Source organism: Vreelandella malpeensis (genome assembly GCF_020622355.1).
Classification (GTDB): domain Bacteria; phylum Pseudomonadota; class Gammaproteobacteria; order Pseudomonadales; family Halomonadaceae; genus Vreelandella; species Vreelandella malpeensis.
Genome location: NZ_WHVL01000005.1, coordinates 137,640 through 163,304 on the forward strand (window position 1 = coordinate 137,640; position 25,665 = coordinate 163,304).

General features: G+C 63.1%; 29 protein-coding genes. All 29 read right to left on the reverse strand.

Annotation, left to right across the window (positions count from 1 at the left end; genetic code table 11):
• Positions 1-53 precede the first annotated feature (53 nt).
• Entirely contained in the window at positions 54-1,034 is a 981-nt protein-coding gene (locus GEV37_RS12475; RefSeq protein ID WP_227390584.1) for a phage tail fiber protein, read from the reverse strand.
• Positions 1,034-1,402, reverse strand: a complete 369-nt coding sequence (locus GEV37_RS12480) for a hypothetical protein (RefSeq protein WP_227390585.1) — start codon at positions 1,400-1,402, stop codon at positions 1,034-1,036. The genes GEV37_RS12475 and GEV37_RS12480 overlap by 1 nt, the downstream gene beginning before the upstream one ends.
• Entirely contained in the window at positions 1,402-6,003 is a 4,602-nt protein-coding gene (gpJ, locus tag GEV37_RS12485) for a TipJ family phage tail tip protein (RefSeq protein WP_227390586.1), read from the reverse strand. Before gpJ ends, GEV37_RS12480 begins: the two co-directional genes overlap by 1 nt.
• Positions 6,004-6,597, reverse strand: coding sequence for a tail assembly protein (locus tag GEV37_RS12490; RefSeq protein WP_227390587.1), 594 nt, complete (start codon positions 6,595-6,597; stop codon positions 6,004-6,006).
• A 3-nt stretch (positions 6,598-6,600) separates the two neighbouring features.
• Complete coding sequence (locus GEV37_RS12495) at positions 6,601-7,329, reverse strand: Mov34/MPN/PAD-1 family protein (protein WP_227390588.1); 729 nt, start codon at positions 7,327-7,329, stop codon at positions 6,601-6,603.
• A gap of 9 nt (positions 7,330-7,338) precedes the next feature.
• Positions 7,339-8,037, reverse strand: coding sequence for a phage minor tail protein L (locus GEV37_RS12500; protein WP_227390589.1), 699 nt, complete (start codon positions 8,035-8,037; stop codon positions 7,339-7,341).
• Entirely contained in the window at positions 8,034-8,387 is a 354-nt protein-coding gene (locus GEV37_RS12505) for a phage tail protein (protein ID WP_227390590.1), read from the reverse strand. The genes GEV37_RS12500 and GEV37_RS12505 overlap by 4 nt, the downstream gene beginning before the upstream one ends.
• A 1-nt stretch (position 8,388) precedes the next feature.
• On the reverse strand, positions 8,389-11,733 hold the full coding sequence (locus GEV37_RS12510; protein WP_227390591.1) for a phage tail tape measure protein: 3,345 nt from the start codon (positions 11,731-11,733) through the stop codon (positions 8,389-8,391).
• A gap of 58 nt (positions 11,734-11,791) precedes the next feature.
• On the reverse strand, positions 11,792-12,187 hold the full coding sequence (locus GEV37_RS12515) for a hypothetical protein (RefSeq protein WP_227390592.1): 396 nt from the start codon (positions 12,185-12,187) through the stop codon (positions 11,792-11,794).
• A 243-nt stretch (positions 12,188-12,430) separates the two neighbouring features.
• The gene (locus GEV37_RS12520) at positions 12,431-13,429 is read right to left on the reverse strand and encodes a phage antirepressor N-terminal domain-containing protein (protein ID WP_338035130.1); all 999 of its coding nucleotides are present in this window, start codon (positions 13,427-13,429) and stop codon (positions 12,431-12,433) included.
• Between the two features lie 485 nt (positions 13,430-13,914).
• The gene (locus GEV37_RS12525; protein WP_227390594.1) at positions 13,915-14,211 is read right to left on the reverse strand and encodes a hypothetical protein; all 297 of its coding nucleotides are present in this window, start codon (positions 14,209-14,211) and stop codon (positions 13,915-13,917) included.
• A gap of 205 nt (positions 14,212-14,416) precedes the next feature.
• Positions 14,417-14,713 (reverse strand): phage tail assembly protein T, encoded by a 297-nt coding sequence (locus GEV37_RS12530; RefSeq protein ID WP_227390595.1) that lies wholly within the window; start codon positions 14,711-14,713, stop codon positions 14,417-14,419.
• Between the two features lie 17 nt (positions 14,714-14,730).
• Positions 14,731-15,159, reverse strand: a complete 429-nt coding sequence (locus GEV37_RS12535) for a phage tail assembly chaperone (RefSeq protein WP_227390596.1) — start codon at positions 15,157-15,159, stop codon at positions 14,731-14,733.
• Positions 15,159-15,632, reverse strand: a complete 474-nt coding sequence (locus GEV37_RS12540) for a phage tail protein (protein ID WP_227390597.1) — start codon at positions 15,630-15,632, stop codon at positions 15,159-15,161. The genes GEV37_RS12535 and GEV37_RS12540 overlap by 1 nt, the downstream gene beginning before the upstream one ends.
• A gap of 47 nt (positions 15,633-15,679) precedes the next feature.
• The gene (gene gp17 / locus GEV37_RS12545; protein ID WP_227390598.1) at positions 15,680-16,009 is read right to left on the reverse strand and encodes a tail completion protein gp17; all 330 of its coding nucleotides are present in this window, start codon (positions 16,007-16,009) and stop codon (positions 15,680-15,682) included.
• Positions 16,006-16,425: an HK97-gp10 family putative phage morphogenesis protein gene (locus GEV37_RS12550; RefSeq protein ID WP_227390599.1), complete on the reverse strand. Its 420-nt coding sequence runs from the start codon at positions 16,423-16,425 to the stop codon at positions 16,006-16,008. The genes gp17 and GEV37_RS12550 overlap by 4 nt, the downstream gene beginning before the upstream one ends.
• Positions 16,422-16,742, reverse strand: coding sequence for a phage head closure protein (locus GEV37_RS12555; protein WP_227390600.1), 321 nt, complete (start codon positions 16,740-16,742; stop codon positions 16,422-16,424). Before GEV37_RS12555 ends, GEV37_RS12550 begins: the two co-directional genes overlap by 4 nt.
• Positions 16,743-16,776: 34 nt before the next feature.
• Complete coding sequence (locus tag GEV37_RS12560) at positions 16,777-17,337, reverse strand: head-tail connector protein (protein WP_227390601.1); 561 nt, start codon at positions 17,335-17,337, stop codon at positions 16,777-16,779.
• Positions 17,338-17,408: 71 nt separating this feature from the next.
• The gene (locus GEV37_RS12565; RefSeq protein ID WP_227390602.1) at positions 17,409-17,642 is read right to left on the reverse strand and encodes a hypothetical protein; all 234 of its coding nucleotides are present in this window, start codon (positions 17,640-17,642) and stop codon (positions 17,409-17,411) included.
• Positions 17,643-17,721: 79 nt separating this feature from the next.
• Positions 17,722-19,017, reverse strand: coding sequence for a phage major capsid protein (locus tag GEV37_RS12570; RefSeq protein WP_227390603.1), 1,296 nt, complete (start codon positions 19,015-19,017; stop codon positions 17,722-17,724).
• 71 nt (positions 19,018-19,088) lie between these two features.
• Entirely contained in the window at positions 19,089-20,027 is a 939-nt protein-coding gene (locus GEV37_RS12575; protein WP_227390604.1) for a S49 family peptidase, read from the reverse strand.
• Complete coding sequence (locus GEV37_RS12580; protein WP_227390605.1) at positions 20,015-21,298, reverse strand: phage portal protein; 1,284 nt, start codon at positions 21,296-21,298, stop codon at positions 20,015-20,017. Before GEV37_RS12580 ends, GEV37_RS12575 begins: the two co-directional genes overlap by 13 nt.
• Positions 21,298-21,495: a hypothetical protein gene (locus GEV37_RS12585; RefSeq protein WP_227390606.1), complete on the reverse strand. Its 198-nt coding sequence runs from the start codon at positions 21,493-21,495 to the stop codon at positions 21,298-21,300. The genes GEV37_RS12580 and GEV37_RS12585 overlap by 1 nt, the downstream gene beginning before the upstream one ends.
• Positions 21,489-23,204, reverse strand: a complete 1,716-nt coding sequence (locus tag GEV37_RS12590) for a terminase large subunit (RefSeq protein WP_227390607.1) — start codon at positions 23,202-23,204, stop codon at positions 21,489-21,491. Before GEV37_RS12590 ends, GEV37_RS12585 begins: the two co-directional genes overlap by 7 nt.
• A 6-nt stretch (positions 23,205-23,210) precedes the next feature.
• Positions 23,211-23,681 carry a phage terminase small subunit P27 family gene (locus GEV37_RS12595; protein WP_227390608.1) on the reverse strand — a complete coding sequence of 157 codons (471 nt, stop codon included), beginning with the start codon at positions 23,679-23,681 and terminating at the stop codon, positions 23,211-23,213.
• 111 nt (positions 23,682-23,792) lie between these two features.
• Entirely contained in the window at positions 23,793-24,158 is a 366-nt protein-coding gene (locus tag GEV37_RS12600) for an HNH endonuclease (RefSeq protein WP_338035131.1), read from the reverse strand.
• Between the two features lie 141 nt (positions 24,159-24,299).
• Positions 24,300-24,722 carry a hypothetical protein gene (locus tag GEV37_RS12605; RefSeq protein ID WP_227390610.1) on the reverse strand — a complete coding sequence of 141 codons (423 nt, stop codon included), beginning with the start codon at positions 24,720-24,722 and terminating at the stop codon, positions 24,300-24,302.
• Positions 24,719-25,042 carry a phage holin, lambda family gene (locus GEV37_RS12610; RefSeq protein WP_227390611.1) on the reverse strand — a complete coding sequence of 108 codons (324 nt, stop codon included), beginning with the start codon at positions 25,040-25,042 and terminating at the stop codon, positions 24,719-24,721. The genes GEV37_RS12605 and GEV37_RS12610 overlap by 4 nt, the downstream gene beginning before the upstream one ends.
• A gap of 57 nt (positions 25,043-25,099) precedes the next feature.
• Positions 25,100-25,651, reverse strand: coding sequence for a glycoside hydrolase family 24 protein (locus GEV37_RS12615; RefSeq protein ID WP_227390612.1), 552 nt, complete (start codon positions 25,649-25,651; stop codon positions 25,100-25,102).
• Between the last annotated feature and the right edge of the window lie 14 nt (positions 25,652-25,665).

Genomic DNA, 25,665 nt, shown 5'->3' on the forward strand with positions numbered 1-25,665 from the left:
CGATCAGGTGATCGCGCTCACCCCGCCATCGGTGCCCGGCCCAGTGAAAATAATCAGCTAGGTGTTTGACTCTCTGGACTAGAGCTGTTACCCCCCCCCCCCTCGATTTCAGTTTTAGGCATACTTAGACGCATGTCGACCCAGCGCCCCCGGGGAATATCGAGCGGCTCGCCGGCGATATGCCGCCCACTTTGCCAGTCGAATTTCGGCTCGAACGTGCGCAGCGTGATCGTGCCTTCGTCGTCCTGCTCGGCCTCGGCGAACACCAGGTTGTTGCCGTTGGCGTCCTGGGGAATCACGAACCCGTTAGGCCAGACGTTGTCGGTCGCGAACCCGAGGGAGCCCGTGATCGCGTAGACGCCGGTATCCAGGCGCTCCGACGTGACACCCTGGGCCTCGGCGTTCGCCATGCCGGCGCCGGCATCTTTGAATCCGTCACCCTGGGCGCACTCTGCGACCGTGGCCACCCGAAAAATCGGCGAGGCCGCACGCAAAACGCCATTGGAATCTCGGGTGACGTTCCCCGTGGTGTAAGCTTCCACAGCACTGCCAATCAAGCCGTTGGAAATACGGAAGAACTTGATCTGATTTCCAATGGTGTGAACGAATCCAGACCCCGTTTCATCCGTACGCTTATTCAGGAAAACACTACTCCATGCGTCCGAGAACTTAGTGAAGTCCGGCGGGTAGTTACTGCTGCTGATTGCCCACAGGCCATTTCTCTGAGCGCCCACTGGCTGATCGCTCGGCAAATACTGGCACGTCCCTTCAATGCCTCCTGCTCCCTCTCTGAGTAACCGCGCACCTATCCCAACCGTGTCTCGGCCCGCAACGGCAACGATGTTCAAAGCGCGCTGGAGGGCGCCCACGTCCCCGATGGCTATCTGGCTCAACGTATCTGCGCCGGCAGCCGCCCCTACTCGCTGACCGTTCAGACGCACTAAGTTCTTGGCGCTCTTGATGAGATCCTCGAACGCGGCGATGAGCTCGGCGTTTTTCGCGTTGTACTGGTCTTGATTAGCTGGTGTGACCATTATAATTCTCCGGAAATGATGATCTGCTCGTATTTGCTGACGTAGCTCACCGGGCTGGACACGCTCAGGCTCGAGAGCCCTGGCGACCGGGCCTCGAACACCACGGGCTCAGTGCCATCAGACGCTTTCTGCTCACCGTCGAGATCGATAACGAGCCCCAGGGGCACGCCGGTGACGGTCACTGTGAGTCCCTCAATGCTGTACTCGAACGGGTAGTCGGTCTGTTCTGCCAGGCGCGGCGGGGCCTGGGATGTATCGACATAGTGCCCCGCCACATCGAACTCCGGGGCGACATCAATATACCGCTCGGAGGATGTGACGACGCCGAGGATCCGGCCCTCGTCGTTGTACTGAATTTTTCGATGCATCAGCGTTTCCTCGAGATCGTGATAGCGGAGCAGCCGCGCACGCGGCGTTGTATGTTGCCGTTGAATTGCACTTGGACGACGATTTCCCGCCACCCGCTATAACTAGGCAGGGTGGCAGCGCTCGACCACGATTCAGTGAGCTCGATCAGCCCGTTACCGCGTATTGAGCGCACGAAGCCGAAGTTTCGAACTGTCGTGCCGTTGAGTAGAACGCGCACAGCGAACCCGGCAGTAACCGGGGCACCGCTCGGCAGACTGGACGCAACACTGGCGTCGACGGTCAACCACACCACCGTGGCGCCGCCCTGGGCGTCATGCCACAGCGAGCCAGCATCCTGCCAAGCGGCCTGCGGCGCATCCCACTGCGCGGTTGACTCGAACGACGACGATACAGACACCGCGTCCTCCCCGATCTGCAGCGTACCTACCGAGAGGTTTCGGATTTTGGCTGAGTCGATTGCCCCGTTGGCGATCTGTGCGTTCTGAATCCAGACGTCGTCAATCTGGCCGAATCGGAGCCGCAGCCGCTGGGCGTCGATCAGATCGGCGCGCAGCCGGCCGTTCTCGAACGCCAGCGAGCCGTCGAGCGCACGCAGCTTTTCGACACCCAGGGACGCGATCAGGGCATCGCGAATGACCACCCGGCCATCGCTCACGACGAACGCCGTCACGAGCTGGCCGTTGACCGGGTTGATGATCGCCGTCTGATCTGCAATCAGCATGATCTCGGCGGTCGTCCCATCCGCCTGCATACCGATCATGGCCTTCTTGCCGTTCACCTCGGTCGTGACCAGGTAGCGCGCGACGACGCCCCCCTTGGGGTCCACGATCGCCATCAACTCCTGCTCGACGTTCGCGAATTTCCCATTCGCCTCGGCGCGCACCTGTTCCACGCGGGCCGACGTCGCGCTGTTCTCGGTCGACAGCGCCGAGTAGCGGCTCTCGTTGAGCGCCTCGTTCTCGCCTACTTTGGCGCTGAGCCGATTCTGCTCGGCGGCCAGGGCCTGCCGCTCGGTCGCCTCCACCACCACGGTCACATCATGTTGCGCGGCGTTGCCCAGGGCCTGAGCCTGAAGGGCTAGCCGACGAAACACGTTCACCGCCTCCTCGCCGGCGAGCGTCTGCTCGATCGTTTCGATGCTGCCGGTGTTATCCCCCAGCGTGCTCTCGGCGGTTTCGACGCGCCGCGTCAGCGCCCGTTGTGCGGTCGACAGCGCGGTGAGCTCGGTGGATAGCGCCGAGCGACTGGCTTCGAAGGCCGCATCGAGCTCGAGGAACGACTGCGCCAGCGCGCTATCGGCGTCGGTCAGCGCCGTGATACGGTCGCGCACCGTCGCCAGATTGCCGCCGAATTCCGCTGACAACGCCTCGAGACGCTCGGACAGCGCCCGGCGCTCGTCCACGGACACGGTGCGGTCGATGTCCTGCTGGGCGGCGTTCCCGAGCGCCTGAGCCTGCATCGCCAAGCGGCGAAACACGTCGGCGGCGTCGTTGCTCGCCAGGGTTTTACTGACCTCCTCGATGTCGGCCTGGTTGTCGTCGATCGCGGACTGGGCGGCGTCGATCTGCTGGGTCATCGCCGCGCCAGCCTCGGCCAGCGCCTGCAGGCTGATATTCGTCGACGAGCGGAACCCGTCGAGCGATGCCTCGGAGTCAGAGACCCGCTCGGTCAACGCGACCTGGTCCGTCGCCAGTGCCGAGACGCGTTCGCGATTGTCGGCCAGCGCCGCGTTCGTCTCCGCCGCGACCCGGCCCACATCCTCGGCCAGGGCCTGGCGGCCGTCGGCGCCGGCGCGCTCCACGCGCTCGATCGACGCCGCGTTGTCGCCGATGCGCTGATCGAACCCCGACACCCGCTCGTCGACGTCCTCGATCTGTTCTCGCGCCTGCTCGAGCTGCTCCGAGGCCGAGCTCAGCCGTCCGTCGGCCGCATCGAGCCGGGTCTGCAGCTCCTCCCGGGCCTGCTCCACCGATTCGGTCGCGCCGGCGATCTTGGCATCCGCATTGTCGATTGCCTCCTGCATCGCGGCATCGGCCTGCTCCAGCGCCTCGCGGGTGTGATCGAGTCGCTCGTTCCACTGCTCGACGACGCCGCCTTCTCGGTAGATGTTCTTGTCGATGGCCTCAATGATGTCGTCGAACTGCTCGAGGGTGGTGGCCTGCACCGGGTACCAGGTGCTGACCCCGTAGGCGTTGATGCCCCGCACGTAGTAGAAATAGGTCGTCGCCGAGCGCCGGTCGGTATCGGTCAGCACGGTGGCCACGCCCAGATTGACCGCGTTGCTCTCGATCAAGTGCGCCTCGAGCGCGACCCCCGACCGCCAGAACTCCCACATCGCGCCCGGGTACAGGCCGCGCGGGCGCAGCGTGACCGAGAACGTGCCCACCTCGATGTCGACGCTATCCGGCGGTACCGGCAGCAGCAGGCCCGCCACGTTGGTGATCAACGTCACCCAGGGCGACCCGGTGCCCAGGGCCGTGACGCCGCGCACACGAATCATCCACTGCCCCGGGTCGACGTCGCGCAGATCCACGCTGGTTCCCGTCTCGGTGTAGACGGTGCGCCACTGCATGTCCGCCGGGCCTTGAACCTCGAGGATGTAGCGCTGTACGCGCGGGTCATCGCTCGGCGTCCAGCTGATCGTCATGCCCTGGTGCTCGGTGCCGCCGGCCAGGTACGTGAACGCCTGGGCGGTGATCGCGTAGGGCGGCGACACCGGCCCGCTGGGCAGCAGCGTGTAGTTGGGCGGCTCGAGCTCGATGCCGAGCTCGATACGGGCGTATTTGGTCGGGTCGTGTTCGAGCGCGGTGACGTGGTATTCGAGCCCGCCGCCCTCGCCAGTGCTCTCGCTGACCGCCAGCACCCGGAACTGGCGGGGCTCGATGGATTGGCTCGACAAGATCCACATCGCCCCTGTTACCGGCGTCGCCGACAGGGGCTGGTCCAGACGCACCTGGTCGCCGTCGAACGCCGCCACCGCCCGGCGCTCGGGCCGCCCGTTGGGCAGCATCACGTCAAGAAACCAGCGCTGGCCATGCACGGCGTCGGGCACTTGGTCCAAGGTCAGGGCCTGGGTACCGCTGACCGTGACCCGGCCCCCCAGGCGCGCGCCGGCGGTGGCCGGGTCCGATACTTTGACGATGTCCCCGGGGCGCAGATCGGCATGATCGACGCTGCAGCGGTAGGAGACGGTTTCGGTCTCGGCTTCTTCGCTGGCCAGAATCCACTCGCCCAGGCGGCGGGCCTGTGCCCGGGACGTGCAGGCGATGGCCTCGATGTCGATCTTGCGGTAGCCGAACTTCTCCAGCGCCGCCGCGTTCTCGACTACCTCGACGCTCTTGCGGTAGCCATCGTTGGGGTCGTTGTAGCTGACGTGGGCCACGGAGTGCCGGGCTTTCAGCGCCGTGCCCTCGTAGACGAACTCGCCGTCAATGACGTTCGCCGGCGTCACCAGCTTGACCGGGTCGCGGGGCATGTCCGCCACCGGCATGACGGTGTTGGTGCCCCAGTAGGTCATCCCCCGGAAGGCGCTGGCGACGGTGTGCAGCGCCCGCAGGGCATCGACCTCGTCGGCCATGACGGTGTTGAACGTGAACCGTGGCTCCTCGCCGCCGAACCCGTCCGGTACGAGCTCGTCGCAATACTGCGCGATGCGGTACAACTCCCATTTGTCGATGTTGCGCAGCCCGGCGCCGTAGCGCATCTTGCGGGCCAGGTCGTGGTAGCACCATGCCGGGTTGTCGGTCCACGCCAGTTTGAAATTGCCCGACCAGAACCCCGAATAGGTGCGGGTTTCCGGGTCGTAGTTGTCCGGCACCTGGACGATCAGGCCCTTCACGTCATAGGCCCGGGCCGGTATCGCGTTGCCGAACTGGGCGGCGTCGACCTCGATACCCATCAGAGCGCTATCCGGGTAGTTCAGCTTCGCGTCGATGATGGTGGTGGTGTAGGCCCAGTAGGTGTCGTTCTGGGTCGTCGCGGTGTCGTCGTCGGCGCTCAGGCGGCGCACGCGCACATCCCACGGCCCGGCACCTTCGAGCTCGACGCGGTAGCTGCGCTGGTAAGGGCTCGTCGTCTTGCCCTGGATCGTGTCGCGGCGGCGCTCTTGCCAGCCACCCCCGCCCCGGCGTACGTCGATGGCGATCTCCACCGCCGCGCCCACCAGGTCGCCATTCTCGACGTTCTGGTGACTCAGGGCCGGCAGCTGCACGGTCACGCGTACCGCGTCGGCGTCCAGCGTGCCGATCGTGCGGGTGATCGGCGCGCCGTGCTTTACCTGGGCCGAGACCTCGGTGGTGGACTCCACCGCCGGGAACCCCGGGATATGCGCCTGATCGGGCTCACCGTTGCGGGTATGCACCGTGACGCCTTGGAAGTTCCACTCGCCGTTGGCCGCCTGCAGCGGGGTCTCGTCGAAAAACACGGATTGCATGCCATTGGCCAGGCCAACGATCGGCCCCTCGCCGAGTAGGTCCACCAGGCGCGCCTTGGACGTCGCACGCAGCGTGTTCGGGGCTTCCTGGGGCGTGCGCTGGCTGCCGCCGCCACCGCCGCCCTTGCCGCCACCGCCGGCGCCCTGCAGGTGTTCGAATGCGCCCATCTATTCCATCTCCTCGGCGGACATCCCCGCACTGACCACCACGCTGCCCACCCGCACCCGTCCGTAGATCAGCGGCACCGGCAGGCCCTGGGTGGATGAATTGACCGGCCCGTTGAACAGAAATGACGGCCGCTGATCGGGGGTTTCCCGCTCGCTGTACTGGCTGCTGGGGGTCGGCGCCAGCATCATCGAGACGCCGCCCAGGGCCATCGCGCTACCGAACGCCGCGAGCCCGCCCTTTGTGAGAATGCCCGCCCCGAACACCCCCGCCCCGGGCACCAGGAAGCTCGCTCCGATCACTGCCGCCCCGGCCAGCACCTTGCCCACCCCGCCACTGCCGCCCGCGCCCTGCAGCGCTGGCAGAATGTGCAGCTCCCGGGCGCCGCCCAGGGCCAGGGTCAACTCCTGCTCTCCCAACGCGGCCCCGGTGGCCGGGTGCCCCCGCACGATCTGCCAATCGCCAGCGGCGAGCGTCTCGCGAAAGCCCTCGAGCTGGGTACTCAGCGCGCGAATGGCCTCGGCGCCATCGCGCACCGACAACGAAAAAGGCCCGCCGAAGCGAGCCAGGGAGCCGTGCAGGTGAATCTCGTGCATGGGTCAGGGGTCCTGTGACGTGTGTCGCATCCAGTGGGTGATATAGGGCAGCCAGCGGCCCAGGGGCTCGCGCACGGACAGGCGCGACGGGTCGACCGCGAAACGGCCACAGGGGTGGTGAAGTGCCAGGCCGTGCTCGAGCAGCACGCCGCCGTGGCTGGGTACCGGGCTTCGCAGCTGCGCCAGCCACATATCGCCTGGGCGCGCCTCCTCGGCTGAGATGCGCCGGAACCCGGCGGCGGCGAACCCGTCCTGGTAGAGATCCTGGCCGGCCAGCCACCACTCCCAGGAACGGGGCACGTCCGGCAGCACCACGTCGAGTTCCTCGGCGTAGTAATCGCGAATCAGGCCATAGCAGTCATGGATGCCGTGAACGAAGCCGCGCCCCACCAGCGGCGCGCGCTCGGCACCCTCTACGCCCCACCAGCGTATGGGCGTGGTCTGCTCGCCGTCGGTGGCCACGATCCCCCAGGGCATCCCGCTGGTCTGCTGCCCGCGCATGTCCGCTTCGCTCGGGCAGTCCGGGTAATCCGGGTGGCTATGCACCACCGCGAGCAGCCCCGCCGCCTGAGCCGCCGCCATGTCCCGTGACGCCACCCGGAACGTGGCGGCGGGGTCGTCGGCCACGTTGGGCACCTGCCGGCACCCGTCGGCAGTGATCAGCCAGACCGCCTCCAGCGGGTACGCCTCGAGCGCGGCGGCGCGGATCTCCTCGGCGTATTGATCAAACATCGTTGCGCCTCACACTTTGCCTACGCCAGGAAATGCCCGCGTCGGTAGCACACTGTGCTGACCGAACCGCAGGCGACAGTCGCCGAGCTGTTTGCCGCAACGATCACCCCCTCGCTCGGTGGGGTGGCCGCTGGCGTCCCATTCGCCGTCGCCGGCGTAGGGACACGTCGCTTCTTCGTACCGGTACCGCGAACCGTCCCACCAGCGGTAGCGGTGGGTACAGGTGCGCAGCACCTGCCGCGCCGGGATCTTGCGCCCTTCCTGGTCGGCCTCCACCGACAGCTCGAACGTGATCGTCATGCGGTTGTGGGCCTGTTTACGCTCGATCACGTAGTGATCCTCGGGAAAGAGCGCTTCCGGGTCGGGGTCGCTGCCGTCGTCGAGATGCTTGCGGTACGTGCGCCGGCGGACCACCGGCACGCCGACCAGGTCATCGGCGCCGATGACGAGACTCAAAAACGCGAGATCCATCGCCGTGACCGTCAGCATCGGCCGGGCGGCGGCGCCCTGGCCGTTCCACGCGAACCCCTCGGCCTTTATCTGCATGGGCTGGTAGGCGTAGCCGTTGAACATGGCCGCGCCGCCCGCCACCGGCTCCAGGGTGAACCGCAGAAACCCCTCGCCGTAGCGGCGGCAGTCGAGCTCGAACAGCGTCACGATGGCGTCCTGGGTCAGGCCCTGGGCCTCGCGGGCGATGATGTTGCTCATGCCACCACCTCTCTTAGCGTTGCCGTGACTGTCGCTCGCCCCTTGGCGTCGTAAACGATTTTGGCGCCGTCGTCACATACCACCTTGTGCTCGGCCTTGGTGATAGGGTGCGTCCAGAGGAACGCGTCGACGCCCCCGGCCGCGTTGATGAAACCAACTAGGATCTTCACCTCAGCGTGCTTGAGGTGAGGCCAACGCATCGACCATGATTTGAGCAAGGGGTTGATCCCCCGCCGGGAGCGCTGCTCATACCCGTCACCGAATTTGACGACGCTACGCGCATACGAGGGAGTTTCTTCCAGGCCGTAGGCAATGCCCGGATAGCGCCCTACTTCTGGCAATCGCTGCATGTTATCGACCACCTCGAATGGCTTCGTACAGCACCCCACCATGGCGCAACTGTCGCTGAATTTCTGACGTCGTGACTTGCTCGACAAAGCCCTTGGCGATGGCCTGTCCCTGAGCATGGGCATCTGTCTGAGTCATACCCGGCTGCGCCTGAACGGTAAGATCGACATTGAAATTGACACCTCCACCGGCGCCGCCCAGTGAGGCAGCGCCCGGCGAGCGCATACCCACCACGCCGCCCGAGGCATACCCACTGAACCCCTTGCGCAGCGCCTCTACCACGCTTAGTCCGCCTGCCCGCGCCACATCCTCCTGGCTCCACACCACTTCCCCGCGGTGCACGACACCCGCCGGCTCGTATTTGCCGCCCGGACCGGTGTACCCGCCACCCGAAAAGCCGATCGAGCCGATGAAGTCGCCGGCGCTTCCGCTGTAGGCGCCCGGGCTGCCGGCGGCGATAGCACCACCCCCGAACATCGAGAACAGCCCGAGTGCCTGCTGCCGTATGGCAATGCGGATCAGGTCATTGATGACGCTGTCGGCCAGGTCGCGAAAGCTGAGCTTGCCCGTCTTGGCGAACTGCGCCAGAGCATCTTCGCTGCGCTGTAGGGCATTGGTGAGCGCCTGTTCAGACTGCGTCGCGGCATTGCGCGCCTGCTCCATGTACTGCTCGAGTCCACGACGTGTGCCGTTGCCCCAGTCCTGTTCGGCAGCCCGCTTACGCGCCGCCGCTGACTCAACCAGTCCGACTTCCTCTTCCATCAACCGCATCAACAGCGCGCGCCTTTCCTCATAAGCGCCTTCGCTGATACGCGTCGACTCATCCTCCTGCCTCTGGTGTAGTTCCCGCATTTCATCGGCATAGCGCTGGCGAACCCCGGCGATCTCGCGCATGACCTGCACGGCTTGGTCGCCGCGACCCACGGCGATGATGTCGATCTCCATGTCCTGCTGTCGGGCAGCGAGGCGCGCACGTTCGGCCATCTCGAAGCGCCGCAGGTCCAGCGCCTCCTGGGCTTGCTTGGCGATCTGCTCGCGGGCGGTCAGCTCCTGCTCGAGCTGCTGCAGGTGCTGGGCGTGGGCCTGGCTGATCTCGCGAAGGCCACCGTGCTCCAGGTCGTAGGCCAGCGCGGCGGCGCGGCTGGCATCGTCGTGCAAAGCGATCTGTCGTTTCAGCGAGTCGGCCTGCTGTTGGTAGGCCTGCGCGATGCGTGACGCGCTGCTGGTGGCCTCGCGGGCCGCTGACCGTGCAGCGTCGGCGGCTTTCTTGCGCGCGTCGGCATTGGCCTGTTCCTGCTCAGCCTGGGCCACGAGTGCCAAGGTGTAGCCGCGCATGATCGGGCTTTCTACCCCTTGAGCATCCAGCCAGCGGCTGGCCTGGCCAAGCGCCGACGGGTCGCGCAGGTTGGCGATCTGGTCACGCAGTTGGTCGTTGTAGCGCTGCCACGCCTGCAGCGTCTTCTCTGAGGGGGCGCTATCGTTCGCCGCATTACCGGCTGACTCAACAGCAGATGCCGCTTCACGGGCAATTGGGGTCAAGGTATCGAAGCGGGCGCTTAGCTCGCCGACCTCACGGTGACTGCGAGCAATACTGGCCATGGCGTCCAGCATGCTACGCCGTAAGCTATCTGAGACACCCTCGGTCTCCGTAATTCGCTGCATGACCGACTGCCAATCAACGTCGATACCCTGGGCGGCAGCTGCTGAAGCTCGATTGATGTCCGCAAACATCTCGCCCAATTCGGGCGAGGTGGTGCGATTCATACCGCCACCATATAGCGCCTGGGCAATCTCTTCGCGCATTTTTTGCGCGGCAGCCACAGCGCTTTCTCGCTCCTCATCGATTTTTTCAGATAGACGCGTCAGCTCCAGATCCCGCTCGATACCGGACAACTTTCGAAAATCCTCGATGACCTGGTCGATCGGCTGGCTCATGTCCGATAGCGATGAAGCGACATCGTCGGCGCTGTCGCGGAAAAGCCATAAACTGGCTGCCGCTCCAGCGGCCAAAGTGATGATTCCGGCTGGCCCAGGCAATAAAGCTAGGGCAGTAGCCTTGGCTCGGCTCGCCAAGCTGGTAGCGTTTGCCAGCCGGTTCTGGGCAACGGCTTCCGCGTTGGTGGCGACTTGGCTTTGAGTCGAAGCGTGCACTTCCGCCACACGCGCCGCGTTCAAACGTGCCAACGCCGCCGTATGCCGATCTGTCCCGCGCGCGGCTCCCTCTACGGCTTGAGCTCGAGACAGTTCTTGCCTAGCAGCGTGTAGCGCTCCTCGCGCCTGACGCGCAGTGGCGACGGCCGCTTGCTCCTGAGCCACGGCCAACGCGACATGCGACCGAGCATTGTTCAGCGTCTCGACACCCGCCTTGGCCATGGTGACGCTGAAATCCGCCATACGCTTGGTCAGTGCCAGCGAGACAACGGCAGCACCGGCGGTGACGAAAGCATTGAGGTTGTCGGTAACAAAGTCGATGGCAGCCGCCAGTGCTTCCGTAGTGCCTGTACCCTCATTCATGTCGCCGAGGTACTTCGACCAGTGGTTAGAGAGCTTCTGTATCGCGTCCGCCACGGTAGTGGGCATGCTTTCGGCCAAGTCGGCGTTACGCTGCTGGGCCGCCAGGGCCGCATTGGCGAACAGCTCCATCGAGATCTTGCCTTGTGCCGCCATCTGCTTCACTTGCTGCTCGGTGACGGTCGCCCCGCCCGCCATCTCGCTCAGGTAGCGGGCAATATCGCCTACTATTGTGGGCACCACTTCCAGCATGGTTTGCCACTCATCACCCGAGACCCGGTTGTTGACCATCGCTTTGGAAAGCGCCCGAATGGCGCGCTCGCCCCCCATCACGGTGGCCGCATTGATCGTAAGCGACGATGAGAACGAGTCGATGAACCCCAGGGTATGGCGCGTCTCGAAGCCGAGCTCTTTCATGCTGCTGGCGGACTGCACGAACAGCTCCTGCTGCTCCTGCAGCGGCTTGTAGGTGCGGTCGCTGGTTTCCATCAGCGCTTGCTGCACCTGGCGATACTCTTCGGTGCCTTCCGTCACCATGCGAATACGGCTCGCCATCTGGCCGTATTCATCGGCAATATGAATGCTACGGCCTACGGCAAAGGCGCTGGCCAGCACGCCCGTCATACGCAGCGCGCTTTGCCGAATCTCCAACATCTGGGCGTTCATCGCTCGCAGGTTGGTTTGATTGCGTTGGATGGCCGCATCCTGCCGGCGGGCGCCGCCTTCCATGGTTTTATAGTAGTCGCTGCCCATGCGCGAGGCGCGAGCCATCTCGCGCTGGTACACGCTGGAATCCGCGCTGATGCGTACGATCAACTCACGTAGGGACGAGGCCATACTTTTCTCCGGGCACAAAAAAACCCGCCGTAGCGGGTTCGGGTAAGATTTTTTAAACTTATCGCATCATTCTTCCAACGACTTCGTTCGCACATTCTGGATAACTATTAGATGCAAGATCAAAGGGCTCTAAATTAGACGAATAAACCTCACGAATAATATTTAAAGACTCTTCGTCTCCTTCAAATCTACTCAAAAGGTCTTCAAAACTTATCGATTCCGAATCTTGTATGTCGCCTAATCGAATATAAAACATACTTTGCAAATGACATTTAAATAGCTGATCTTTCATAGCCAAAACAGCAAGTTGCTTCGATATATTGTTGAATTCTAACACTTCGTCTTCTGTGTAGAGACGCTGCTCAGCCGAAGAAACGTGATCATGACCATGATCGGAAAAAGCGCTTGATGGCAGCAATAATGCCAGCCAAAGAATTTTTTTTAATTTTTTCATTATCACTTTCCCTTGTCCCTAATCGCCATCCAGCATGATCTAGCTCAACAAAGTCGCCGCAGCCTTCGCACAGTTCCCAATACGTCTCACCCGGCTTGCAAACTCCACGATAGTATTTTCGTGCGATCTCCTCGCCTTCTAGCTTCACGGCGCAGTTCCGGCAGTATTCAGCCACGGCAAGATCCCCGTTGAGTCACCCCAACAGGGAACGTACCGCAAATTTCTAAGTTTTGCTAGGCCTTACTAGGCTGTTACCGGCAGGCTGTGCGTCCGTGCCATCAGTCGCTCTACCTCCTGTCGCGTCGAATCGGCCTGGCCGATGTGGTGGCGCATCGCAAGTACTTCGGCTTCGCAGCAGCTCACGTCGAACCCCGCGTTCTTGAGTTGGCCGAGCAGGCGCAGCGTGGGCGATGGGGCGCTTTCGCCGTGCAGATGCCGGGCTTTGACCCAGTGGCGGTTCGGGTACGCCGTGGGTAGGTCATTGGCCCAGTCATGGGCGAGCTGCTGATTGATCTCCGGCCAGGCCGACATTGGGTAGTGAATGGCGGGCTGCGCCGGGGGCTGCGGCTCCACCGGTAGCGCCTGCCGGGCGAGGTAGTCGCCCTCGATGATCTTCTGGGTTTCGCGCTCGATGCTCTCTTGCACGAACACCATGGCACGGTCGACCTGCGCCGGGGTGGCGTCCTCGATATGCGCCAGCCCAAGATAGCCGTTGACCAGTTTCCACATGCCGGCGTAGTCGGCGCTCTCACCCTGGGCGCTTCGCAGATTGGCCAGGGTGCGGACGGCGCGATTCAGCGGCTTGCGGTCGTCGATGGTGGTGAAGCGCGGGTTCTCGGCGCCGCCGTGCTGCCAGTAGTCATTGAGCACCTCGAAGCACTCGGCTTGATACTCAACGAGCCTTTCGCGAGCTGCGGGCTTTACCCGGGAAGTATCGATACCGAAAAGCCACCCGTTCAACTTGTTGAGCGGCAAGGTGATGAAACGCCGGCGCTGCTGCTGGCCCGGGAGCTGAATGTCCATCATGGACATGCAGGTGCTGAGTACGGGATGGCGTTTGATGCGCTTGAATTGAGCCTCCCATTGCAAGCCGATCGCATCACAAATGGGCTTCATAGCCACGCGAATAACGCCCTCAACATTGAAGGTCGGTATGCGGGCGCCATGGAAATCGATTGAAACGGGTGTAGCGGTAAGGGCTGTCATGGTGGAGCTCCTTTTGCTTGGCAAAGGGTCCGCCATCAATCTCTCACAAATGGGGGCGGACCGTACGCGGGGTGAGAGACCGGAGCAAAAGGAAACCCGGCACACCCGAAGGTGTCCCACGCACGGCCCGCCATAGCGGGCACAAAAAAGCGCCTTGGGGCGCTGTGCGCCTTTTGCTTGGTTGGGCTCTCACACCCGCGCCACTGATTTTGCAGCGGCTTGTGAATGTTGGCCCAACTCGGCGCAGGCGTCAAGCGGTCCCGCTATTATGGGGGCGCGCCGGGCGCTTCCCAATCCTGTCGATGGGCCTGTTTGGATTTACAGCTCTTAAGCAAGGCAAAAAAAACCCCGCTCAGAGCGGGGTTTCTGTATTCTTCGATCACGTCAAGCAGCTTGGCGCTGCGACGTAGCCACTAGATGGGCTTCATAGGCCTGATCCAGAAGCTTGCAGATTTCCTCTGCATGATACAAAGCTTTTTCGAGCATCTGAGTACGAGTCATAGCACTCCTCCACTGTGGATCTACAGGAATGACCGCTTGTCGAGCTCCTCGACCATGCGGTCGAGCAACGACTGATCACCCATTTCTATGGCTGCAGCAATTGCTCTAACATGGTTTGCGTATTCATGGGCCTTTGTAACCAGCAAGTTGCTGTCATCATCAAGTGCCTCAAGCATGGCGCAAAGCTCTCTCAAGTGTTGCGCCATTTGCGTATACGTAGGGTCTTCAAGCTGCAGTACTTCAATCGGAAATTTTTTACAATTTCTGAGAACCTTGTTAGCTCCGCCGAGGACTGTTCCGTAAATTCTCTGAACCATCCTATCGTCGTGATTTACTATCACTTGAGACCCCTAGCACAATTTATAGTTCATTTCTTTTTAATTGCATAACGCTAACCTCTGCGAGGTGGCAAGCATACCGCATCGTAACGTATCCATCCACCGTCTTTTTCTACTTATTTTTAAATAATCTTCTTTCAAAGACCCTTCATAAAAACATTTAAAAACCTTCAATATCAGCCGACTAGCTTTGCGACAGCGCTGCAAACAGCGTCTCCAGCGCGTCGTCATCCTCGGCGACCCCCTCTTCTTCACCGCTCCAGTCGATTAGCACATCATCGAACGCGACTTTCGCACCCTGGGACTGGTACACCGCCGTCGCGATCTGCGCGGCGTGCACGTCGCTGCGCCGGTCACTGATCGGCGAGAGCTGGTCGAAGGCCATCCAGAAGATCAGCTCGCGCGCGGTCATCGGCGCCTGATGCCCGGCCAGCTCGGCCAGGGTCTTGCCCAGGCGCAGAGCCAGGGTCATCTGGAACATGAGCCCCGGCTGGTCGGTCAGTTTTTTTTTGCGTCTGCCACAGGCGCGGCACCGGTAATGCCGGCGAGCTCGAACGCAGCGTTCAGGTAGCGGCCGTAGACCGGGCCCCAGTTCGCCGCCACCAGATCGACGTCGTCATCGCTGAAAAGGCGGTCGTAGGTTTTGGGGTCGATCAGCACCCGCACCAGCATCGCCGCCTCGGGCGTGTGGTCATCGTGGCACTCGATGCGCTCCGCGACCGCCTCGGCGTTTTCCTCGCTCACCTCTTCCCCCGCCACCGCCTGGAGCCGGGCTTGCCACATCAGCCAGTCATCGCCGCTGGGCTCGCGCACGATGACCTGAGCGCTGCTGGTGGGCACGTCCATGGTCTTGTGGCGGTAGCCCGCCAAGGGCTGTAGCAGCGCCTGGCGGGCATCAGGGGCAGTGGGCTTCTTGCGGCCCGCCATTATTCACCACCCCCGCCCACCGGTGCCGCAGCGTATGTCGGCTTGCCTACCACGCGCAGGTTGAAGGTGCCGCTAGCCACACCGTTCTGGGCAATCTGCCAGCTATCCTGTCGAACCTGTACCAGCAATTTGACGGACGAGCCCGACTTGAACTTGATATTCATCAAGCGCAACGAATCGTCTGCATCCGCCGCGCGCAAGCTATCTTGCCCTTCATCGTCGGGCTTCCAGTTGCCGCTGATGGTCAACTCGCCCATCGCCCGCAGGCCGTTCTCCATTTCCTGCTCATCGCTTTCCAGCACCGTCATATCGAGATCAGACTTTTGCCCACCCGTGTAGCTGATCTCCTTCGCAGTGGTGGAGATACGTTTCTGATCAGTCGATGGAACAGTGTCCTCGATAGAATCGACCGCCGCGGCGCTGACCCATACGACTGTGCCAGCAGTCAGTACATACTTCGCTTTACGTGCCATGGTGTTCGCCTCCTGGGCGTAAAAAACCCGCCAGCGGCGGGGAGTAGTCAATACCAGAGAGTGAGTTCCACCGTGGCTCGGTAGAGCCCGGTGTCGCTCTCGTAGTCCTGCAGTTGCATGAGCTCGCCGGAGAGCAATGGCGCCAGCGCGTCGATGGCTTGAGCGATGAGCTCTTCGGCGGCCAGAGCAGTGCGGGCGTAGGCATCCACCTGCACGCTGGCCCGGGTCGCGCCTGCGCCCTCGATCACATCATCACTCGAGCGACTCGGCAGGGAATGCACCAGGTACGGAGCAGCGGTCCCCTGCGGCGCCACGAGCGCATATACCTGCCCGCTGGCGAGTGCGGCGAGCGCCTGGTAAATCTGCGCCTGGATCATTTCATCAGCACCTTGTCGAGCGCCTCGAGGATCTTGGCGATCGCGGCATCGCCGGCCTGCTGCTCGGTGGCATCGAACGCCGGGCGAATGAAAGGTGCGGGGGGCATCTTGGAAGTACCCAGCTCCACGAAGCGCCAGTAGAACGCGTTGCTGCTGTCGTCGCCCTTGCCCCGCTCACGCACCCGCACGCCGGCCGTCGCGCGGCTTTGCTCGCTGACGCGAGCGGTCACAGCGACAATATTCCGGGCCAGCTTGCCCGAGCGCTTCGGGGCGCGCCGGCGCGCTTCATCGCGCACGACCCCGGCCCCTGCCCGGGCGCCCTGCCGGCGAACCCGGTCGTTCTCTGCGCGGGTCAGCAGCTTCAGCTCGTTCTCCAGGTTCTGAAGGCCGGAGAAATCCAGGCGCGTGTCGATCACTGCTTCACCCCCCGGGTGCACATGCACCGCAGCTCGGTTCGCCGCGCATCGGGCAGCGGCGCGACAATGGTGTAGACGTCGGCCCCGCGCACCAAGCGCATACCCGCCTCGATGCCCGGGCGGTACCGCATGAGGATCTCCGCCGTCACCTCCGCCTGCTCGGCGCTGGCCGACAGGAAGGCGCGACCACTGACACCCCGTACTTCGGCCCAAATCTTGCGCACGTCCTGCCACTCCTGAACCACGCCGCCGATGGCGTCGCGGGTCTCGACATAGGCCTGCAGGGTCAGGCGGTCTCTCAGGCGTCCGGCTCTCATACGCCCCCCTTTTTTTACAATCGACTTATTCAATTCAGCCGACAGAGTGAATTCGGTACGGCGCTAATAGCATGTCAACGCCCATGGGAACCGTGCTAGAGGATGATCCGATCACCACGCTCTCGCGGTTTTCGTACCAGTGGCCAACTAGCAGCAGAAGTGCCACTTGAACATCTGACGGGGTTTCGTCCGCGCCAGCCGTGGCGGTGATGGTGATGCACTCCGGCTCATCAGTGGTGCGAGGCCACTGGCTACCCCACTGCGGTGCCAACGTGGGGTAGATGCTGCGGGTGTCCAGACGCAAGGCCTCTGCCTCGAGCGAGTGCTCGTCACCGCCCGGACCGATGTAGTCGAGCGACTCGACGGCCACGACCGGCGTCCAGGGAAGTTCGATCTTGCCAGCGCCCGGTGGGAACGCATCGAGCACCAGCGTTTTGATGCGTGTCGCCAGTGTGGTCTGAGTCGCGTGTTCGGCGTACTGATAGGCGGCGTCGATCAGCCCTTGAATGAGCACGTCTTCATCGGTGTACGCCTCGGCCTCCTCTTCGGTGATCGCCAGTCGGAGGTGCAGCTTGGCGCGGGTCAGCGTGAGCATTCAGGGACTCTCGAGTGTTTGAAACGAGACTGCCGCCCGAAGGCGGCAGCGTTGAGTGAGCGCCAGACAGGCTAGACCTTGTCTGCGCCTTCGGTACCCTTGACCGGCTTGGCCGCGGCAGGTTTACCGGCCTCGGCCTTGGCCGCCATGGCAGCCTCTTGCACCGGCACGGCGATCTTGCGCTCTTTCATCTGCGCGGCCTTGTCCGCCGGGAAGCCGGCGCGGTCGCCCTTGGCGTAACGGCCATAGGGTTTGAGGAAAAGCACGGTGGTCAGCTGAGGCGCTGATTTGTTGACGATGGCCATGGGTGGCACCTCGAGATTATGGGGTCAGAACGACCGCCCGCGCGGCGCGGGCGGCGTGGCAAGGCTTGAACGCGCCGGGTTACCAGGTAACGCCGGTGCCCAGCACCAGGCCTTCGGGGTGACGGAAAGCGATGTCGTGCTCGCTGACCACCCGCAGCAGCGACTGGTTGCGCGCGAACGCGGATACCAGGTTGCCCTGGGCGTCCTTGTAGGTAGCCTCGCGGCTGAAGTCGATGGTCATGGTGTCGCTGTCGCCGATCACCACATCGTTGAAGTCGGCAAAGTAGATCTCCGACTCGTTGTTGTTGCCGGCCTCGGAGGTGTCCAGGTTGACCGGGATCGTGGTGGTGTGGCGAATCGGGTAACCCTTGAGCTGGCCCTGAGCCATTTCCGGGTAGACCTTGTTGCCGTTGCCATCACGAAGGCCGAAGAGTTTCATGTAGGTGCGCGGCGACAGGCCCCAGCCCGGGGTGATCAGCAGACTGTCGCTCTCCATCAGCTTGAGCATCAGGCCGTCGAGGTAGGTGTCGATGGTCTGCAGATCGGCGGTACCTTCCCACGGCACGACACGGCCTTCGCGCTGACACACCGCCCGGAAACCGGTAGGCGTGTCGTTGGTGCCGTCGTCGCGCAGAAACCCTTTGTCCTCGCGCACCGCCATGCTGGCGAGCATGTCGTTCAGGAAGATCTGCTCGACCTGGAAGCCCGCGCGTCCAATCAACTGGTTGCTCATCGGCACCAGTGTGATCATGGTCTTGGCAGTCAGCTTGACGTCGTCAGTGCTGGCCTCGGACGCGAGCACATCGGCGCCCTCGCCTACGTAGCCGGACGTGGCGCCGGACGCCATGCGCGGGATACTCAGGTTGCCGTTGGGCAGCGGCATGGAGCGGGCACCCAGGCTGCGCACGATGGTCTTCGGGCGCAGCAGTTCGATCACCTCGTCGTGCAGGTTCTCCGGAACCAGTGAACCACCGGAATTGGCACTGGTGTCGATCGCCATGGCGACGTCGGCGTCGCCGATCTCGCCGCTGGCGAACTTGGACGCCAGCTGCATATCGCCCTTGCCGGCGGCGACGGCCATCGCCATGCGCGCCACCTTGGCGCCGGTGTACTGCTTGAGTTCCGGCTTGGTGTGTACCACCGGGGCGCGGCCGCCACCGAAAGTCGTCACCGGCTGGGATGCCGCGGCGTTCATCCGCTCGATGTTCTCGGCCCGCGCCAGCTTGGTGGAGACCTGGTCAAACTCGGCGGCGAGCTTGTCGAATTCAGCCAGCTGCTCTTCGTTGAGTTCACCGGCTTCGGCTTCGATCTCGGCCAGGGCCTGCACTTGCGCGTTGATCTCGGCACGCTTGCGGCGGAGTTCTTCAATGCCCATGGGGGTATTCCTCTTCGTTTAGGTACAAAAAAGGCGGCTCGTGGCCGCCATGGTGTTGCTCCGCCGCGTGGCTAGAGCTGACTGCTGGTATCCAGCGCCCGCGCCTGGGCGCGAATGCTGCGGGTGTTTCGGGTCGTGATGCCGGTGTTGGTGGTGTAGCGCTCGGCCGCGGCGTTGATCGCGTCCTGAGCCGTAGCCACCTCATCGATAAGATTGGCGGCGAGCGCCTCGCGCGGACGGTAAAGCCGAGCTTGTGTGTCGACCACGGCGCCGACCTCGAGGCCGCGATAGCTGGCCACCGACTCTGTGAACTCGGCGTAGCTGCCATCGAGCATGGCGTTGATCTCCTGAACGGCCTGGTCGGTAATGGGCTCGTGGGGCGACATGTTGTTCTTGTGGTCGCCGCGGTAGTAGGTGTTGAAGGTGATGCCCATCTCGCTTTCCATGCGGCTTACTTCGTAGGTTTCGATAATTACGCCGATGGAGCCCACTCCCGCCGTGGGGCTGGCGATGATGCGAGAACAAGCCGCCGCCAGGTAGTAGCCCGCCGAGTAGGCGGCGAAGTTGACCAGTGCGGTGATGGGCTTGATGGAGGTGCACGCGCGGATGAAGTCAGCGAGCTCCTTGCAGCCCATGGCCTGGCCACCACCGGTGTGAAAGTCGAGGAAGATCTCTTCGACGAGCTCGTGCTTGAGAGCTGCGTTGATCTGGCTGCGCAGCTTCTCGTAGGAAACCATCTCTTCGCAGGCGGCGTTGATCTGCCCGCGGCGCGCTACCAGCACGCCCTGCACCGGGATGATGGCAATGCGCCCAGAGACGTTGAGGCGCTGCAGTTCTCGTTCGCCATCGTGACCAGTGTCCATACCCAGGGCCTGAGGCATATCGTGGGCCCTGCCAAGTAGCCGGGGCTCGAGCACGCTACGCACGGCCTGCACCAGCGTGGGGGTGGCGAACAGGGGGGTGTTGAACACCATCGACGCGATGTGCGGGTAGTTGATCATTGCGTGCATGCGAGTATTCCCTCGATCTCTTTCATTTGTTGGGGCGTGGCGTTGAGCGACTGCCCCATCTTCTGGGAGTCGACCATGTTCATGGGTGTCAGGTATCGGTCGCCGCCGGCGATCGGCGGCATGTTCTCGAGTCGCCGGATGTCGTTGACGCTGAGCCAGCCCCACTGGCGTGCGATTGCGTAGGCCTCGAAGCGGCTCTTCTGATCACCACGCAAGAGACCCGAAACGTTGAATTCGATGTAGAGGTTCTTGCGCTCTTCGGGCAGCAGGAGGTCGCGCATCATGGCGGCCTCTTTACGCTTGATCCATGGCATCAGGGTGTAGATGACGAACTGAAGCCCCAGGTGCTCGATGTTGTTGAACGTGGCCTTGTCCAGGTGCTGGATCATGTTGGGCGCGACCCGGTACAACCGGCAGACCTCGACCACGCCGAAGTTGCGAGACTCGAGCAACTGCGCCTTCTCGTTGTCCATTGCCAACTGCTTGTACTGCATGCCCTCCTGAAGCAGCGCGACCGAGAAGGCGTTGCGAAGGCCGCCACCGTGGCGCTCCGTAAACTTTTCGAGCAGCCGGTCTACCTTGGCTTGATCGGCAATGGCCGGCGCTTCGCGCGGGCGTTCGATCACCCCGGCCATCGTGGCGCCGCGCTGGAACACCGCCGAGGCGTGCTGCTCGGTCGCCATAGCCAAACCGATGGTGTCGGCGTTGGTGGCGATCGGTGAGACACCCAGGTAACCGTCGAGCGAGAAGCCTTTGACGTGGTGCACCGAGCGCATCGGCAGAATCTGGTCGCTGTAGTCGATGAGCTGGTAATACGGCAGCCCGTCCGGGCCTTTCAGCACGCGCATCTTCTTCGGGTGCACAGGAATCAGCTCGGTCGGGTAGCCGGCGCCATCCCGCTCGATCAGCGAGAACTCGTTGCCCTCGAGCGTGAGACTGCCCATACCCTGCTCGTAGTACTCGAACGAGGTGTCCTTCTTGTTGGGCTGGTTGTGGATCACGTCATAGAGCGGGTGATCGGTGGCGCGCTCGCGGCCGCCGTCGCTGTCCCGCCGGTAAAGCTCGCAGGGCAGCTGCGCCACCGACTCGGCCAGCAGGGTGACGCAGGCACGCAGGGCACTGACGCCCAGGGCGTTCTCGGTCGTCACCATGGTGCCGGCGGCACTCTGTCGCCCACGCCGGGCGCTGACCCAGTTGCCGGTCCAGTCCTGCCCGCTGCGCTTGCTGCCATGCGCCGTGCCGGATGATTTGAAGAAGCTCGGCATGAACATCAGCGATCTCCTTCGTCTTCGGCCATGGGCGCGGGCGGTACGTTCTGGGCAGCCGCCCGGGAGGCGAGCCACGACCAGAGAAGGCAGAAGGCGCCAGCGACCATGTAGCCGACGGCGGGCAGTACCAGCCACGCGCCAAAGGCCACCAGCGCGACACCCAACAGGCCCACGGTAAAGATGATGAGGTTGATCAGCATGTCACGTCCGAGGTGTCGTAGATGGATTCTTCGGGCTCGTCGAACTCTGTGAGCGCGGCGCGGCCCAGCGCCATTAGAATGGCGAGGATGCCGTCAATCTTGTTCTCCGGCCTCTCTTTGCGCGGAAAGATGTTGTCTTTGGCGTCGACCTTAGCCACCACGTTGCTGGCCATCCAGGTGAGCACCGGGCAGTTGGCGTGCCGGAAACGTCCACCCGCGATTGCCGCCTCGAGCTCGCGCATCGCGGGGCTCATGTTCTGAACAGTGTTGCGGTACTCGACGATGCTCGCCCCATCGGACATCAACTGGTGTGCGAGATGGGTGGCGCGCCAAGAGTCGTAGGAGATCTCGGTAATCTCGAACTGGCTCGCCAGATCCCTGATCTCTTCTCGAATCACGTCGAAGTCGATCTCGTCCCCATCTGTGATCACCAAGTGACCGCTGTTCTTCCAGGTTTCATAGGCCGCCTTGTTCGTACTCGCGCGCTCAACGGCCCCTTCCGGCAGATAGTTGCGAGCAAACACCGTCCAGCGCGTTTTCAGCCGGCCTTTGTCATCAGCCACTTCGTCTCGGAACAACAGCGCGATGCTGGCGATGTCGGTCTTGCTGGCGAGGTCAACACCCAGCCAGCACGGCTGGCCATCGAAATCCTCGAGCTTGAGCTCGGAATCGCCCATTGCGTTCCAACTGGCCATATTGAGCCAGGCCGTGCGGGCACTCACCCAGACGTTCAGGTGCTTCGTGAGGAACGAGTTCTGGCGACTGGGGTAGCGGATGGCATCTCGCTGCGCCTTGAGCAGAAACTCCTCGCTGACCGAGACGCCGAAGTTCGGGTTCGCCTTGCGCAGCACCGCCGGGTCTTTCCAGTCGTCACCATCGTCGATCGTGTAGATGATGGCGAACAACTCATCGTTGGGCAGCGCCCCGTCGAGCATCTGTTGCGCCTGCCGGCGCTTGTCGTAACAGGGCCCGGCGAGATTGAAGCCCGCCGTGGTGATGATGAACATTAGTGCCTGATCGCGGGCGCCCATGCCGGTCAGCATGGTTTCGTACAGGTCTGGCGTCTGGTGCTCGTGGAACTCGTCGACCACTGCGCAGGACGGTGAGCTGCCATCGCCAGGGTTGCCAATCAGCGGCTCGAGGCGACTGCCGTCTTCGGGGATCGAGATGTTCTTCGCCATGATCTCGATGCCCGCGGCGCTGACCAGTGCCGGCGATTTCAGCAGCATCAAGCGCGCTGGGCGGAACACCTCCCAGGCCTGTTTCTCGGTCGTGGCGCCACAGTAGACCTCGGCACCGTATTCACCGTCCGCGCAGAGCATAATGTTAGCGATCGCCGCCGCCAGCACCGACTTGCCGTTCTTCCGCTCGACCTCGATATAGGCCTCGTTGAAGCGGCGAAGCCCGGATTTCTTCTTCAGCCAGCCGAAAATGCTGGCGACGATGAAGAGCTGCCAGGGCTCCAAAGTGATCAATCGCCGCTCGCGTGCCCACTTGCCCTTCGTGTGCGGCAGCAGATGGATGAGCGCGCAGACACGCTCGGCCTTGTCCTTATCGAAGCGGTATGGATACGACCGGGATTTCGACGCCTTGAGATCGTCCAGATGGCGCTGGCAAGCCTGCCGGACCTCCTTGCACGCGGGAATCCTCTTGGCCACGACCTCCCGAGCGTACTTGTTCGCTGCGTTGACGTGGGGATACGTGGCCATAGTGCTTCATCGCTTTTTACCTAGAAGGTCTTTGAAGGGGTTGCTGGCATCCTTGGCGCCCGGTACCGCCAGCCGCGAACGGCTGGAGGGGTCGAGCCCCAGCGCGCTGCCGTACAGCGCCATTTGCTTTAGCGCGGCGTTTGCTTCTGTGCACGCGGGGTTCTTCACGTCCGAGTTCAGCCCTGGCACCACGATGCCGTTCTTGGCAATGTCCTGTTCGGCGAGACGCCAGCGCGAGTAGGCGGCGCAGAACGCCTCGAGGTTATGCAGATCCGAACCGGTGAGGATCTTGCTACCAATCAACCAGGGGGCGACGCGCTCCCACATTTCAATGCCGATCGGCGACAGCCACTCCGGCGGCAGAGGCACGTCGTCGAGCTCTTCGCCCTGGGGTTCGTCATGGTTCACCGCACGCTTGCCAGCGTTGCCTTGCACCGCTTTAAGGTGGCTCGGCTTGGGCTTGCGACCTCTTGTCATTTGGTAATTCCTCGCGCCGACCTGATTTTTCAATTTCGCGGGTGTAAAAATTGAATTGAGGGTGCGGTGTCCGCTTGCGCCAGCCTGTAGAGATTGAATCCCCCCTCCCCATCAGGCCTCGCCGCCACGGCCCCGTCGGGCCTCGCTCTGCGTCTTCGCCCGGTGGCACGGCCCGCATATCGCCTGGAGGTTGTCGTCGCTGTCGGTGCCGCCTGAAGCGATATTGACGATGTGATCGATCTCCACGGCAGGCGTAAAAAAACCCTGCTTTATGCAGGGCTGACACAGTCCTTTATCGCGCTGGAATATGCGCTGGCGCGTGCGGCGCCATGGCCTGCCGCCGCGATCCTGCTTTCGCCGGGGCGACTTCTTCCATGTATCGGCCTGATCGACGTGCTTATCGCAGTAGCCGTGAGCTTGAGTGGTTTTGCCGCTGCACATGGGGGAGCGGCATGGTCTTGGTGGAGAGCTCGGCATCACTCATCACTCGCATCGTTTGCCAGTATCTCAACCGTTGCCGCACGGTCAGCATTCACCCGTCGGCGCAGCGCTTCATACCGGGCCAGCAACTCCAGCAGCCCCTGGTTGCCCTGAAGGATGAGCTGGGGCGCGGGCACCTCACTGGTAAGGTGGTCGGGCACGATCGGGCACTGGTTCATCGTCACGAGCGGCGCCGGTCTGGAGCTGGCGCACCCAGTCAGCAATACCAGCAGGCACAGGGCTATCCATCCACTCGCGTGATTCCGCATCGGTCTCTCCCAGTTGCTCGAGCGCGGTGCGGCTGGCGCTCATGTCGTCGGCGATCTCGCCCAGTAGCCTGTCGCGCTCAGCCAGCGAACGATTCAGGATTTCGTTCTGTCGGCGCCGCTCGCGCTGGTTCGCCAGCAGAATGTCGGCTCGGGTGCGCTCGTGCTCCTCTCTGGCCTCGGCCAGTTGCCGCTCGGCATCCAGTCGCTGCGCATACTGGAACTGGAATACCAGCAGGCCGATCAGGCCGGCCAACAGCCATGGCATCGCGCCACTCAAGAGGCGACTGATCATTTGAGCCACCGACCGATGATCTTCTCGTACAGTGCGTCCAGGCGTTCACGCACCCATTCGACCCCCAGAAAAGCGATCGCCGCCCCCGCGGCGACGGCCATGTTCTGCGAGAACCCGAAATACTCGATCAACGGCATCAACGAAAGAGTGAGAAAGCCGCACAGCACGGCTTCCAGAAAGCTTTTCATGGGTCGCCCTCCTGCATGGATGGCGCGCACCAGGGCAATCAGCATTGCGAGCCCAGCGGCGTAAATCTGCGGCCACACGCTCAGGACGAAGTCCATCAGCGCGTGCCAGTTGTTCGGGTCTTTGTTCGGCATCGCGTTCGGCTCGCCAGGTCTGTGCATGGTGTGGCCACCTCGGCGGCCGGAAAGTGCTTAGGCGGTGCGGCGCTTGAGCAACGCCCGCTCATACCAGGTGCGGTCGTCATCACACAGCACGCCCCGGGCGCGCTGGTACTCTTTCAGCAGACGCTCAACAGTGTGTTCGTGCTGCCCGTACCCAGCACCCGGCATAGAGGCCCAGATGTTCGCGCAGCGTGCGATCGCCTCTTTGATGCGACCTTCCTGGATCAGCGGCAGCGCCCGTTGTTCGCGCAGCTGCTGGATCGCGTACCGGTCTTGGCTCAGCGGCCCGAAATCGGGCAGTGCCAGCGTTTTACGGTAGTGATCCCAGAAGCGTGACAGAATCTGGTAGCGCCCCGCCGCCGTGCTGCTCAGCCCCTTCCGGATCTGCACGAGCTGGCGCGGGTGATCGTCGTAGCTGTCCATCAGAATCAGTCGGCTCGGCAGCGACCCGACGATGATGCGGTAGCCGTTATCCGTTCGCGGGTCGTTCAGCATCGGCGTGTGCAGCTCGGCGAACGCGATCATGTCGAGAAACGCGCACACGTTGACGCCGCCGGCGTGGGCGGGAGAAATAACGGGCATGGGGCACCATGAGA